The sequence below is a fragment of the Streptomyces sp. NBC_01426 genome, from assembly GCF_036231985.1.
Taxonomy (GTDB): domain Bacteria; phylum Actinomycetota; class Actinomycetes; order Streptomycetales; family Streptomycetaceae; genus Streptomyces.
Genome location: NZ_CP109500.1, coordinates 2,910,469 through 2,922,603 on the forward strand (window position 1 = coordinate 2,910,469; position 12,135 = coordinate 2,922,603).

Annotated in this window: 12 protein-coding genes and 2 tRNA genes; 8 read left to right on the forward strand and 6 right to left on the reverse strand. The window is 72.3% G+C overall.

Going from position 1 to position 12,135, the window contains the following annotated elements:
• Positions 1-49 precede the first annotated feature (49 nt).
• The 4 genes from OG906_RS12555 (at position 50) to OG906_RS12570 (ending at position 3,625) form a co-directional block, all read left to right on the forward strand.
• Positions 50-763, forward strand: coding sequence for a M50 family metallopeptidase (locus OG906_RS12555; protein WP_053676410.1), 714 nt, complete (start codon positions 50-52; stop codon positions 761-763).
• Between the two features lie 65 nt (positions 764-828).
• The gene (aroA, locus tag OG906_RS12560) at positions 829-2,166 is read left to right on the forward strand and encodes a 3-phosphoshikimate 1-carboxyvinyltransferase (RefSeq protein WP_329442529.1); all 1,338 of its coding nucleotides are present in this window, start codon (positions 829-831) and stop codon (positions 2,164-2,166) included.
• 8 nt (positions 2,167-2,174) lie between these two features.
• Positions 2,175-3,185: a ribosome small subunit-dependent GTPase A gene (gene rsgA, locus OG906_RS12565; protein WP_053676409.1), complete on the forward strand. Its 1,011-nt coding sequence runs from the start codon at positions 2,175-2,177 to the stop codon at positions 3,183-3,185.
• Positions 3,186-3,301: 116 nt separating this feature from the next.
• Complete coding sequence (locus OG906_RS12570; RefSeq protein WP_073911826.1) at positions 3,302-3,625, forward strand: DMT family transporter; 324 nt, start codon at positions 3,302-3,304, stop codon at positions 3,623-3,625.
• On the opposite strand, the gene OG906_RS12575 is transcribed toward OG906_RS12570, so the two are convergent.
• On the reverse strand, positions 3,591-4,151 hold the full coding sequence (locus OG906_RS12575; protein ID WP_329448009.1) for a TetR/AcrR family transcriptional regulator: 561 nt from the start codon (positions 4,149-4,151) through the stop codon (positions 3,591-3,593). The genes OG906_RS12570 and OG906_RS12575 overlap by 35 nt on opposite strands.
• 137 nt (positions 4,152-4,288) lie before the next feature.
• On the opposite strand from OG906_RS12575, the gene hisN reads away from it, so the two are divergent.
• Complete coding sequence (gene hisN, locus OG906_RS12580) at positions 4,289-5,101, forward strand: histidinol-phosphatase (protein WP_329442532.1); 813 nt, start codon at positions 4,289-4,291, stop codon at positions 5,099-5,101.
• 252 nt (positions 5,102-5,353) lie between these two features.
• Positions 5,354-5,749 (forward strand): CBS domain-containing protein, encoded by a 396-nt coding sequence (locus OG906_RS12585; protein WP_267797078.1) that lies wholly within the window; start codon positions 5,354-5,356, stop codon positions 5,747-5,749.
• 105 nt (positions 5,750-5,854) lie between these two features.
• Here the strand turns inward: OG906_RS12585 and OG906_RS12590 are convergent, their stop codons facing one another.
• The gene (locus OG906_RS12590) at positions 5,855-7,324 is read right to left on the reverse strand and encodes a catalase (RefSeq protein WP_324289556.1); all 1,470 of its coding nucleotides are present in this window, start codon (positions 7,322-7,324) and stop codon (positions 5,855-5,857) included.
• 142 nt (positions 7,325-7,466) lie between these two features.
• On the opposite strand from OG906_RS12590, the gene OG906_RS12595 reads away from it, so the two are divergent.
• Positions 7,467-7,883 carry a Fur family transcriptional regulator gene (locus tag OG906_RS12595; RefSeq protein WP_267797076.1) on the forward strand — a complete coding sequence of 139 codons (417 nt, stop codon included), beginning with the start codon at positions 7,467-7,469 and terminating at the stop codon, positions 7,881-7,883.
• Between the two features lie 135 nt (positions 7,884-8,018).
• On the opposite strand, the gene OG906_RS12600 is transcribed toward OG906_RS12595, so the two are convergent.
• Both OG906_RS12600 and OG906_RS12605 read right to left on the reverse strand, forming a co-directional pair.
• Positions 8,019-8,092, reverse strand: a tRNA-Met gene (locus OG906_RS12600).
• Between the two features lie 47 nt (positions 8,093-8,139).
• Positions 8,140-8,736 carry a TetR/AcrR family transcriptional regulator gene (locus OG906_RS12605; protein ID WP_329442535.1) on the reverse strand — a complete coding sequence of 199 codons (597 nt, stop codon included), beginning with the start codon at positions 8,734-8,736 and terminating at the stop codon, positions 8,140-8,142.
• A 107-nt stretch (positions 8,737-8,843) separates the two neighbouring features.
• Here OG906_RS12605 and OG906_RS12610 point away from each other — a divergent pair, with 107 nt between their 5' ends.
• Entirely contained in the window at positions 8,844-9,920 is a 1,077-nt protein-coding gene (locus tag OG906_RS12610) for an NAD(P)/FAD-dependent oxidoreductase (RefSeq protein WP_329442537.1), read from the forward strand.
• Between the two features lie 31 nt (positions 9,921-9,951).
• Here OG906_RS12610 and OG906_RS12615 read toward each other — a convergent pair whose 3' ends face one another.
• Together OG906_RS12615 and OG906_RS12620 are read right to left on the reverse strand one after the other, a co-directional pair.
• Positions 9,952-11,799 (reverse strand): tetratricopeptide repeat protein, encoded by a 1,848-nt coding sequence (locus tag OG906_RS12615; RefSeq protein WP_443067375.1) that lies wholly within the window; start codon positions 11,797-11,799, stop codon positions 9,952-9,954.
• A 236-nt stretch (positions 11,800-12,035) separates the two neighbouring features.
• Positions 12,036-12,109: transfer RNA gene (locus OG906_RS12620), tRNA-Met, on the reverse strand.
• Positions 12,110-12,135 lie beyond the last annotated feature (26 nt).

Here is a 12,135-nt window from a genome sequence, read left to right on the forward strand (position 1 = left end):
GCAACACTGCCACGACACCCGCCCACCACCGCAAGGAGTCCGCCACTCCATGGACAGCATCACGACGGCCGGTCTCTGGGACCGGCTCACCGGCATACAGCCCGAGCCCGAGCTGTGGCTGGTGATCGCGACCGGGGTCGTCGCCCTGGCCGCCGTGGCGCCCCGCCCGGTGTGGCGGATCTCCCGCAACGCGATCACCATCGCGCACGAGGGCGGTCACGGGCTGCTCGCGCTGCTGACCGGGCGCCGGCTCGACGGGATCCGGCTGCACTCGGACACCAGCGGGGTCACCGTCAGCCGGGGCAGGCCGACCGGGCTCGGCATGGTCCTGACGGCGGCCGCCGGGTACACGGCGCCCTCGCTGCTCGGCCTCGGCGGGGCCGCGCTGCTGTCGGCGCACCGGATCACGCTGCTGCTGTGGGCGGCCACCGCGCTGCTGGTGGCGATGCTGGTGATGATCCGGAACGCGTACGGGCTGCTGACGGTGGTGCTGACCGGCGCCGGCTTCGTCCTGGTGTCCTGGCTGGCCCCGGCCGAGGTCCAGGCGATGTTCGCGTACGGGGTGGTGTGGTTCCTGCTGCTGGGCGGGGTCCGGCCGGTGTTCGAGCTCCAGGCCAAGCGGAGGAACGGTGGAGCCCCGGACTCGGACGCGGACCAGCTCGGTCGGCTCACGCACGTGCACCCGGTCGTCTGGCTGCTGATGTTCCACGCCGTGGCGCTGTGTTCGCTGATCGGCGGCGGGCGCTGGCTTCTCGCCCTCTGAGACGGGGACGACGACCGGCCGGCGATCAAGATCCGGGTACGGGTGGAGCCACTAAAGTGGAGGCCATGACCGAGACCCCCGCGCTCCACGCCCTCTGGCCCGCTCCGCTCGCGGACGGCACCGTCCACGCCACCGTCACCGTGCCGGGTTCCAAATCGGTCACCAACCGGGCCCTGGTGCTCGCCGCGCTCGCCTCCGAGCCGGGCTGGGTGCGCCGCCCGCTGCGCTCGCGCGACTCGCAGCTGATGTCGGACGCCCTGCGCGCGATGGGCGTCGGCATCGAGGAGACCATCTCCTCCAGCTCCGCCGACGGTGACAGCGGCGAGGCGTGGCGGGTCATCCCGGCCGCGCTGCACGGCCCGGCCACCGTCGACGTCGGCAACGCGGGCACGGTCATGCGCTTCCTGCCGCCCGTGGCCACCCTGGCCGGCGGCGACATCCGCTTCGACGGCGACCCGCGTTCCTACGAGCGCCCGCTGGGCGAGGTCATCAACGCGCTGCGCGTCCTCGGGGCCCGCATCGACGACGACGGCCGGGGCGCGCTGCCCCTGACCGTCCAGGGCGGCGGGGCCCTGGAGGGCGGCACGGTCGAGATCGACGCCTCCAACTCCTCCCAGTTCGTCTCCGCGCTGCTGCTGTCCGCGCCGCGGTTCAACCAGGGCGTCGAGGTCCGGCACGTCGGTTCGACGCTGCCGTCGATGCCGCACATCCGGATGACGGTGGAGATGCTGCGCGCGGCGGGCGCCCAGGTGGACACCCCGGAGGCCGGCGGCGAGAAGGACGTGTGGCGGGTCGCGCCCGGCGCGCTCCTGGGCCGCGACATGGTGGTGGAGCCCGACCTGTCCAACGCGCAGCCCTTCATGGCGGCGGCGCTGATCACCGGTGGCACGGTCACCATCCCCGACTGGCCGCGCCGCACCACTCAGCCCGGTGACGCGCTGCGCCGCATCTTCACGGAGATGGGCGGTTCCTGCGAGCTCACCGACGCGGGTCTGGTCTTCACCGGCACCGGGAAGATCCACGGCATCGACGTGGACCTGGGCGAGGTCGGCGAGCTGACCCCGGGCATCGCGGCGGTGGCCGCGCTGGCCGACTCCGAGTCGGTCCTGCGCGGTGTCCGGCACCTGCGGCTGCACGAGACGGACCGGCTGGCCGCGCTGACCGCCGAGATCAACGGGCTGGGCGGCGACGTCACCGAGACCGCCGACGGTCTGCACATCCGCCCGCGCCCGCTGCACGGCGGTGTCTTCCACACGTACGACGACCACCGGATGGCCACCGCGGGCGCCGTGATCGGTCTGGCGGTGGAGGGCGTGCTGATCGAGAACGTGGCGACGACCGCGAAGACCCTGCCGGACTTCCCCAAGATGTGGACAGACATGCTCGCGGGAACGGGAGCGTAGGGCCCGTCATGCGCAGGTACGGCAAGAACACCGACGAGGACGACATCCGCTCCCGCCCGAACCGCAAGGGCAATCGGCCGCGTACGACCATCCGCCCCAAGCACGAGGACGCCTCGGAGGGCTTCGTCCTGACCGTGGACCGCGGCCGGCTGACCTGCCTGGTCGAGGACCGCGCGGTGCACGCGATGAAGGCCCGCGAGCTCGGCCGCAAGGCGGCGGTGGTCGGCGACAAGGTCTGGATCGTCGGTGACCTGTCCGGCAAGAAGGACACCCTCGCCCGGATCGTGCGGATCGAGGAGCGCAGGTCCGTCCTGCGGCGCACCGCGGACGACGACGACCCGTACGAGCGGGTGGTCGTCGCGAACGCGGACCAGCTGGCCATCGTCACGGCGCTGGCCGATCCGGAGCCGCGGCCCCGGATGATCGACCGCTGCCTGGTGGCCGCGTACGACGCCGGGCTGGAGCCGCTGCTGGTGCTCACCAAGTCCGACCTGACGTCCGCCGACAAGATCCTGGAGATCTACTCGACGTTCGGCCTGAACTACGTGGTCACCAACCGCGAGGAGCTGGCGACGGGCGACGCGGCGGAGCGGGTGCGCGAGCGTCTGAACGGCCGGATCACGGCCTTCGTCGGCCACTCGGGCGTCGGCAAGACCACCCTGGTCAACTCGCTCGTCGCGGCGGACCGGCGGCGCGCCACCGGCCACGTGAACGCGGTGACCGGCCGCGGCCGGCACACCACCACCTCGGCGCTGGCGCTGCCGCTGCCCTCGGGCGACGGCTGGGTGATCGACACCCCGGGCGTGCGCTCGTTCGGTCTGCACCACGTGGACCCGTCCCGGGTGATCCTGGCCTTCCCGGAACTGGTGCCCGGTACCGAGGGGTGTCCGCGCGCGTGCAGCCACGACGAGCCGGACTGCGCGCTCGACAAGTGGGTGGAGGACGGCCACGCGGACCCGGCGCGGCTGTACTCGCTGCGCCGGCTGCTGGAGACGCGGGAGCGCCGCGAGGGCGACTGAGCCGGTCGGCGGCCCGGCCGTCCGGCGGCGGGCCGGGTTTGTGGGAGCACCGGTCGGGATAAATGCTTGTTCGCACCAAGTGACGCGATGTCACATGACGCGGGGAGGCGTACGCCATGGCGTGGCTGCTGGTCGTGGTCGCCGGGTTCCTGGAGACGGGCTTCGCGGTGTGTCTCAAGCTGTCCCACGGTTTCACCCGTCTGTGGCCGACGATCGCCTTCGCCTGTTTCGCGCTCGGCAGCTTCGGCCTGCTGACGCTCGCGCTGAAGAAGCTCGACGTGGGTCCGGCGTACGCGGTGTGGACGGGCATCGGGGCGGCCGGGACCGCGATCTACGGCATGGTCTTCCTGGGCGACCTGGTGTCCACCCTCAAGCTCGTCTCGATCTCGCTGGTCATCCTCGGCGTCATCGGGCTTCAGCTGTCCGGTTCGGCGCACTGACCAGGCGCAGCAGTTCCCCGGTGCCCGACTCCTCCCCCGGGGCGATCACGTAGGACAGTGCGAGCCGTACGACGAGTTCGCACCGCCCCGCCGTTTCCGGCGTGAGCGCGGCGGACGCCCGGTCGCGGACCGCGCGGATCAGTTCGCCGGGGCCGAGCGCGGGGACGCCCGGTCGGGACCCGCGTCCGGGCGGCGCGGGCAGGTTCCCGTTCCACGAGCCGGTCAGCAGGGCCTGGACCAGGGGGCGCGCGCGGGCGGCCCGTACGGTCCACTCGGCCACTCCCGCGAGCCGGTCGGCGGTGCCCGCCTGGGCGGCCAGGGTCCGGTCCACGCCGTCGAGGTACCAGTCGGCCTCGCGGCGGACCAGGGCCCGGCCCAGGCCGGCCTTGCCGCCGAACTCGTTGTAGAGGGTCTGTCGGGACACCCCGGCGGCGGCCGCCACGTCGACCATCCGCACGGCGGGCCAGGGGCGCGCGGACAGCGCCGCTCCGGCCGCTTCCAGCAAGGATTCCCGGGCCGCCGGCATCGACGCCTCCCCCGATTGGCTCACCCGATTGGCTCTCCGGCCAGAGTTGACGGGTCGACAGATCCTGTCAAGGGCGCGTCTCGGCCGTACCGTGGACGGCGTTCGCCGGGCCGCGACAGTCTCGCTACTGTTCGACCATGCCCGAGTATGACGATGACCTCCGCCTTGCCCTTGAACTCGCCGACGCGGCGGACGCCGCCACGATGCAGCGGTTCCGAGCCCTCGACCTGCTGGTCGAGACGAAGCCGGACATGACCCCGGTGAGCGAGGCCGACAAGGCCGCCGAGGAGATCGTCCGGGCCGGGATCCTGGCCGCCCGCCCCGGCGACGCGATCCTGGGCGAGGAGTACGGGCTCCAGGGCGAGGGGCCGCGCCGTTGGGTCGTGGACCCCATCGACGGCACCAAGAACTACGTGCGCGGGGTTCCGGTCTGGGCGACCCTGATCTCCCTGATGGCGCAGGACCCCGACGACGCCGACGGCGCCTTCCGTCCCGTGGTCGGCGTGGTCTCCGCACCGGCGCTGGGCCGCCGCTGGTGGGCCGCGCAGGGCGGTGGCGCCTTCGCGGGCGGCGCCCTGGGAGAGACCACGCGGCTCGGGGTGTCGAAGGTCGCGACCCTGGACGACGCCTCCTTCGCCTACTCCTCGCTGAGCGGCTGGGAGGACCAGGGCCGGCTGCCCGGCTTCCTGGACCTGTCGCGCGCCTGCTGGCGCACCCGCGGCTACGGCGACTTCTGGCCCTACATGATGGTCGCGGAGGGTTCGCTCGACCTGTGCGCGGAGCCGGAGCTGAGCCTGTGGGACATGGCCGCCCTGGCGGTCGTGGTGGAGGAGGCGGGCGGCCGCTTCACCGATCTGGACGGGGTCGAGGGCGTGCACGGCGGGAACGCCGCCGCCTCGAACGGGCTGCTCCACGCGGAGATGCTGACGCACCTGCGTCCGCGCGCCTGACTCAAGGCGCCGGGGTGCGGGTGGCCGGGTCCCGGACTCCCGGGGGCCCACGCGAACGAGGTCCGGGCGCGTCCCGTGCCGGCGGATGCGCCCGCGCGTGCGGAACGCGCCCTCTTGATGACCCTCCGTGTTCGTGGGAATCTGAGGGTCCCCCCGCTTGTGCGCTTGTGAAGGGCTTCTCGAAGTGCGACCGCACGGCCTTCGCCTCGCGCACCCACCCGAGCAGGGGATCACCAGGAGGTGGCTCCCTTCATGCTCGTCCGTGACGCCATGAGCACCGTGATCCTCACCCTCGGACCCGCGCACTCCCTCCGTCAGGCGGCCTGCCTGATGTCCGGCCGACGCGTGGGCGCGGCCGTCGTACTCGACCCCGAGCACAGTGGAATCGGCATCCTGACCGAGCGCGACATCCTCAACTCGATCGGCGCGGGACACGATCCCGACCGTGAGTCCGTGGGTGCGCACACCACCAACAACGTCGTGTTCTGCACCCCGGAGGCAACCGTGCAGGAGGCCGCCGAGGCCATGGCGCACGGCGGTTTCCGGCATCTGATCGTGCTGGAGGACGGCGGCCCCGTGGGCATCGTGTCCGTCCGTGACGTCATCCGCTGCTGGGCGCCGGTCCGCCGCAGCGCCGTACCGGCGTAGGTCCAGGGGGCGGGGCCGCGTCGGCCCGGGCTCTTCGGCGGTACGCCGACGGGCCGGCCCTCCCGAGGGAGCGCCGGCCCGTCTTTCGCCACGACAAGCGGTGCGTCAGCCGCGAAGGGCCTGGACCGCGGCTTCCAGCCGCTTGCCGAAGTCGCCGTCCGCCTGGCGGAAGTTGTTGATCGCGCGCTCGACGATGTCCTCGCGCGAGACCTTCGCGATGAACCCGGACAGGTTCTCGATCAGCCGGGTCTTCTCGTCCTCCGAGTAGAGGCGGTAGAGGTTGCCGGCCTGGACGAAGTCGTTGTCCTCGCTGTGCACCGCGGCCGGGTGGTTGCCCGTGCCGCCCGTGAGGGGAACCGACTGCCACAGCGGGCGGTCGATCTGGTGCGGGCCGCCGAAGCTGTTCGGCTCGTAGTTCTTCGCGCCCTTGTGGCGACCGTCGTACAGGTGGCCGTCGCGGGAGTGGGTGCGCGCCTCGGTGGCGTGCGGGCGGTTCACCGGCAGGTGGTCGGCGTTGATGCCGACGCGGTAGCGGTGGGCGTCGCCGTAGCCGAAGAGACGGCCCTGGAGCATCTTGTCCGGGGAGGGACCTATGCCGGGGACGAAGTGGGCCGGGCTGAAGATGCTCTGCTCGACCTCGGCGAAGACGTTCTCCGGGTTGCGGTTGAGCTCCAGCTTGCCGATCTCGATCAGCGGGTAGTCCGCGTGCGGCCACACCTTGGTGAGGTCGAACGGGTTGAAGCGGTACCCGGCCGCCTCGGCCGCGGGCATGATCTGGACCTGCACGGTCCAGGACGGGAAGTCGCCGCGCTCGATGGCCTCGCGCAGGTCGCGCTGGTGCGAGTCGGGGTCCTCGCCGGCGAGCCGGTTGGCCTCGTCCTGGGTGAGGTTCTTGATGCCCTGGTCGGTCTTGAAGTGGTACTTGACCCAGAAGACCTCGCCGGCCTCGTTGTTCCACTGGAACGTGTGCGAGCCGAAGCCGTTCATGTGGCGGTAGGACGCCGGGATGCCGCGGTCGCCGAAGAGCCAGGTGACCTGGTGGGTCGACTCGGGGCTCAGGCCCCAGAAGTCCCACACGTTGTCGGCTTCCTGCGAGCCCGTGTACGGGTCGCGCTTCTGGGTGTGGATGAAGTCGGGGAACTTGATGGCGTCCTTGATGAAGAACACCGGGGTGTTGTTGCCGACGAGGTCGTAGTTGCCCTCTTCGGTGTAGAACTTCAGCGCCCAGCCGCGGGGGTCGCGCACCGCGTCGGCGCTGCCGAGGTTGCCCGCGACGGTGGAGAAGCGCAGGAACGTCTCGGTCTCCTTGCCGACCTCGGACAGGAACTTCGCCCGGGTCCACTGCGAGACGTCGCGGGTGAGCGTGAAGGTGCCGTAGGCGCCGGCGCCGCGGGCGTGCACCACGCGCTCCGGGATCCGCTCGCGGTTGAAGTGCGCGAGCTTCTCCAGCAGGAGCTGGTCCTGGACCAGGACGGGGCCGCCGATGCCGGCGGTCTCGCTGTTCTGGTTGTCGGCGACCGGAGCTCCGGCCTCCGTGGTGAGCGGTCCCTGCGTCACGTGCGCCTCCTGCGTCATTCCTGCCTCGTCCTGCCCTCGACCCGACCTCGGGCCGTGCCGTACTCGATCCTATGATGGACTTTGTCTAAGTCAAGTAAGCATCCAATCTCGCACTCGTTCGGGAGTTACACGGAGTCCCCTCGCTGTTAGGCTGGCGTCCATGAGTGACCTGCTGCAACGACTCCGCGGACGCGGATGGCGCATGACCGCACAGCGGCGTGTCGTGGCCGAGGTGCTCGACGGTGACCACGTTCACCTGACGGCAGACGAGGTGCACGCGCGTGCCGTGACCAGGCTGCCGGAGATCTCCCGGGCGACCGTCTACAACACCTTGGGCGAGCTCGTGTCCCTCGGCGAGGTCCTGGAGGTGTCCACGGATCGCCGCGCCAAGCGGTACGACCCGAACGCGCACCAGCCGCACCACCACCTGGTGTGCGCCCGCTGCGGCGCGATCCGCGACGTCCACCCGGCCGGCGACCCGCTGGCCGACCTGCCCGACGGCGAACGCTTCGGCTTCACGGTCTCCGCCGTCGAGGTCACGTACCGAGGGGTCTGCCCGAACTGCGCGGTCGCCTGACCCCCGCCACGAACGACACGAAGGGCCCGGAAGCGCGATGCTTCCGGGCCCTTCTCGTGGCGTGCTTTCCATCCGGGAACGGTCCGGAAACGACCGAAGGCCCGGATCCAGGGGATCCGGGCCTTCGGTCTTCAGTAGCGGGGACAGGATTTGAACCTGCGACCTCTGGGTTATGAGCCCAGCGAGCTACCGAGCTGCTCCACCCCGCGTCGGTAAACCTGACTTTACGGGAGGGCCCCCGGCAGATGCAAATCCGTTAACCGGCCAGTCCTCGCAGCAGGAGAGCGGTGAGGGTGTCGACCACCTCGTCGTCGTCGATCGGGACCTCTGCGGTCATCGCCGCGTAGCCGAGCATCGAGATCATCGACCCCATGGCCGCCGCGACCAGACCGGGGTCTCCGGGCAGCGGGCGGCCCTGCTCGCGCATGTACTCCAGGTGCCGACGCAGCGGGTCCGTCTCCCGCGTCAGCCGCTCCCAGGCCCGCCCCGCCGCCGGGGGCTCGGCCATGGACTTCTGGAAGAGGGCCACGACGACGGGCAGGTGGTCCCGGAAGACCCCCCAGCTGACGGCGACGTGCGTACGGAGCTGTGCGGGATCGGCGAGATCGTGCTCCCGCGGATGGTCCTCGGCCCCCACGGCCGCGTCGACCTGGTCCCCCATGTCCGCGAGCAGCGCCTGGAGCAGTTCCTCCTTGCCGGCGAAGTGCTCGTAGAACGCGCCGGTGGAGCGTCCCGCCGCCCTGGTGATGTCGGTGATCTTCGTCTGCGCGTAGCCCCGCTCCAGGAACAGCCCTCGGGCCGCCTCCTTGAGCGCCGCCTCCGTGCCGGCCGCCCGCTCCTTGCGCACTCCCACCGGGATCCCCTTGCCGCTTGACGCCGTCGTTGCGCCGTCATCATACTGAATCGAGTTTCACCGAATCATTATTCAGTGAATGCAGATTCAGCGAGAAGGGCACAGTCATGCGCATCTCAGTCATCGGTGGCGGAGTGGCCGGCGCGGCGAGCGCGATCGCCCTGCGCCGGCGCACCGGCGCCGAGGTCACCGTGTACGAGGCCTACGAGGACCCGGCGGGTCGGGTCGGGTCGTTCCTGAGCCTGGCCGTCAACGGGCAGCGCGCCCTGGAGTCCCTCGGCTGCCTCCCCGCGGTCCGCGCCGCCGGTTTCCAGGTGGCGCACCAGCGGATGTGGTCGGCCTCCGGGAAGCTCCTCGGCGAGGTCCCCCGGGGCCGGCCGGCCTCCGACACGCTGCACAGCACGACCCTGCTGCGCGGGCGGCTGGTGGAGGTCCTGCGGGCGGAGGCGGTGAGCGCCGGGGCCCGGATCGTCACGGGCGAGCGGGTCCGCGCCGCGGACGTGGACGGGGACCTGGTGGTCGCGGCGGACGGGATCTGGTCCGCGTCCCGCCCGGCCCTGTCGGCGACGGCACCGGTCCCGGAGTACGCGGGGCTCTACAGCGTGTCGGGGGTCTCGCGGGGCCCGGACCTCGATCCCGACACCTACCACATGGTGTTCGGGCGGCGCGGGGCGTTCCTGTACGTCCCGGCGTCGGACGGCTCGGTGTGGTGGTCGGCCCAGGTGGCCTCGCCGGAGCCCCCGGAGAGCGCCGAGGTGCCCCTGCCGCTGCTCGCGGAGCTGTACGCCGGGGAGGCCGGGCCGTCGCTGATGCTCGCGTCCGCCGTACGGGTCGATCGCGCGATGCCGATGCACCGGATGGCGGAGGTCCCCGTCTGGCACGACGGCCGCACGGTGCTGATCGGGGACGCGGCGCACCCGGTGGGCGCGGGGCAGGGCGCCTCGATGGCCGTCGAGGACGCGGTGGCCCTGGCCGGGTGCGTGGCCTCGGCCCCCTCGGTCCGCTCCGCCCTCGACGCGTACACCCGCCTGCGTCGCCCCCGGACCGCCCGCATGAGCAGGTCGGCCGGCGCGAACCGCGACTCCAAGACCCCCGGCACCCTGCAACGCCGTGTCAACGACGCCCTGATGCCCCTGTTCTTCCGCCACGCGTACGCGCGCTCGACGTCATGGCTCTACCGCTGACCCCCGAGCGGCGCCTCTCGGCCGTCCCGGGTCAGGCCGAGAGTTCCTCCGCCAGCGCGTCCCGCAGCCTGGCGGCCCGTTCCGAGACCTCCGCCGGCCCCAGCTCCATGGCCCGCACGCACCACTTCTGCCCCTCCGTCAGGTCGCCCTGACGCGCGGCCAGCAGTCCCAGCCGCAGCGCGGCCCGGCCGTGTCCGGACACGGCCGCCCGCGTCCACCACAGCGCCGCCTCCGGCTCGTTGCCCTCCCGCGCCAGCAACAGCCCCAGGTTGAAGGCCCCGTTGCGGGAGCCGGCCTCGGCCGCCTCCCGGTACCACCGCGCCGCCATCGGCAGGTCACCCCGCGCGGCGGCCAGCATCCCGACGCGCACCTGCGCCCGCCGGTGCCCGTGCTCGGCGGCCCGCTCGTACCACTCCTCGCTCTCGGTGCGCGCGGCGCCGCCCGCGGACTCGCCGAGGGCCGGCGGCTCCGGCGGCGGGGCCAGCGACTCCAGCAGCGAGGCCAGCCGGAAGGCGGCCTCCGCGCTGCCGCCGCCCGCCGCGCAGCGCAGGTGACGTTCGGCGGCCCGCTCCTCGCCGTCCCGCACGAGGGCGATGCCGACCTGGAGCGCGGCGTCGGTGTGTCCCGCCGACGCGGCCCGCTCGTACCACTTCAGCGCCGTGCGGTCCTCGTCCCGACCGGCGAAGAGGATGCCCAGGTTGAAGGCGGCGTCCACGCTGCCCGCCTCCGCCGCCTTGGAGAACCACGGCTCGGCGCCCTCGGTGTCGCCGCCCTGCAACAGCAGGATGGCGAGCGCGTTGGCCGCCTCGCGGTGGCCCGCGTACGCCGCGCGCCGGTACCACTGCTCGGCCTGCGCGGTCCGCTCCTGCGCGGCGCACAGCAAAGCGAGGTTGTACGCCCCGTTCTGGTCGCCCGCGTCCATGGCGGCCCGGTACCACTTCTCGGCCGTCTGGGTCTCGCCGCGCGCGGCGTGCAGCGCGCCCAGCGCGTTGGCGGCGTTGCCGTCTCCGTCCTGGGCGGCACGGTTCCACCACACGGCCGCGCTGTCCTCGTCACCGGCGTCGCGCAGCAGGAACCCCAGGGCGCAGGCGGCCCGGGCCTCGCCCTGCTTGGCGGAGGTCAGGTACCAGCGCCCGGCCTCCTTGAGTTCCCCGCGCGCCTCCAGCAGCGCGCCCAGGTGCAGGGCGGCCCGGCGGTGTCCGCGCGCGGCGGCCTGCCGGTACCACTGCTCGGCCTCGGCGGGGTCGCCCTTGCGCAGGTGTCGCGCCAGTCGGTACGCGGCTTCGCGGTGCCCCTGCTCGGCGGCCGCACGGAACCAGCGCTCGACGCCGCGGTCCCCGCGGTGCTCCAGCAGGTCGGCCAGTCCGTACGCGCCCAGGGCATGACCGGATTCCGCCGCTTGGCGCAGCCAGTACTCGGCGGCGGGCTCGTCGCCCCGCTCCCGGTAGTAGCGGCCGAGGGCGTGCGCGGCGGGTGCGGATCCGGCCACGGCGGCGACGCGCCACCAGCCGGCGGCCTCCTCGGGGTAGCCCCGCTGGTGCAGCAGCACGCCGAGGTTGTTGGCGGCGGCCCGGTCGCCCTCGCCGGTGGCTCCGCGCAGGTAGGGCTCGGCCCCGGCGAGGTCGCCGCGGCGCAGCAGCAGCGCCCCGAGCACGCTCATGGCGCCGGGGTCGCCCTTGTCTGCGGCCACCCGGTGCCGGGCTTCGAGCTCGGCGTCACTGGCCACGTCGGCTTCGCCGAAGGCTTCGTCCGCGAAATCCGCATCGGTCAGTGCGGTCTGCGCGTTAACGGTGCGAGCCGCCTCAACGGCTCCCGTGCCCGGCTCGGCCTCCGCCCTCACAAACCGCCCTGTCTCCAGCAGAGTTGACCTGTCCCCCATAAATCCCATCGTCGCATCACCTGCTACCCGCGTACACCTGGTATGTCGCAGCCAGTGAGGTCACTACAGCGTTTTGTCGACATGCCCACAGAGAGACAAGTCAAACACGCTCCTGCCCCAACTCACCCGCCCCAGCGACCCCGTGTCCGTCACGCGTTCGTCACGCGTCATGTCCGCGCCCCTTCGCGGACACGACGAAGGCCCGGATCCCATGGGATCCGGGCCTTCGTTTTCAGTAGCGGGGACAGGATTTGAACCTGCGACCTCTGGGTTATGAGCCCAGCGAGCTACCGAGCTGCTCCACCCCGCGTCGGTAAAACCACAGTAGCACGACGC

Coding starts and splice junctions, on each gene's coding strand:
- OG906_RS12595 (WP_267797076.1), top strand. CDS start 7,467: ATGAGTGACCTGCTGCAACGACTCCGCGGACGCGGATGGCGCATGACC.
- OG906_RS12575 (WP_329448009.1), bottom strand. CDS start 4,151: ATGCCGGCGGCCCGGGAATCCTTGCTGGAAGCGGCCGGAGCGGCGCTG.
- OG906_RS12610 (WP_329442537.1), top strand. CDS start 8,844: ATGCGCATCTCAGTCATCGGTGGCGGAGTGGCCGGCGCGGCGAGCGCG.
- OG906_RS12555 (WP_053676410.1), top strand. CDS start 50: ATGGACAGCATCACGACGGCCGGTCTCTGGGACCGGCTCACCGGCATA.
- aroA (WP_329442529.1), top strand. CDS start 829: ATGACCGAGACCCCCGCGCTCCACGCCCTCTGGCCCGCTCCGCTCGCG.
- OG906_RS12585 (WP_267797078.1), top strand. CDS start 5,354: ATGCTCGTCCGTGACGCCATGAGCACCGTGATCCTCACCCTCGGACCC.
- hisN (WP_329442532.1), top strand. CDS start 4,289: ATGCCCGAGTATGACGATGACCTCCGCCTTGCCCTTGAACTCGCCGAC.
- rsgA (WP_053676409.1), top strand. CDS start 2,175: ATGCGCAGGTACGGCAAGAACACCGACGAGGACGACATCCGCTCCCGC.
- OG906_RS12615 (WP_443067375.1), bottom strand. CDS start 11,799: ATGGGGGACAGGTCAACTCTGCTGGAGACAGGGCGGTTTGTGAGGGCG.
- OG906_RS12590 (WP_324289556.1), bottom strand. CDS start 7,324: ATGACGCAGGAGGCGCACGTGACGCAGGGACCGCTCACCACGGAGGCC.
- OG906_RS12570 (WP_073911826.1), top strand. CDS start 3,302: ATGGCGTGGCTGCTGGTCGTGGTCGCCGGGTTCCTGGAGACGGGCTTC.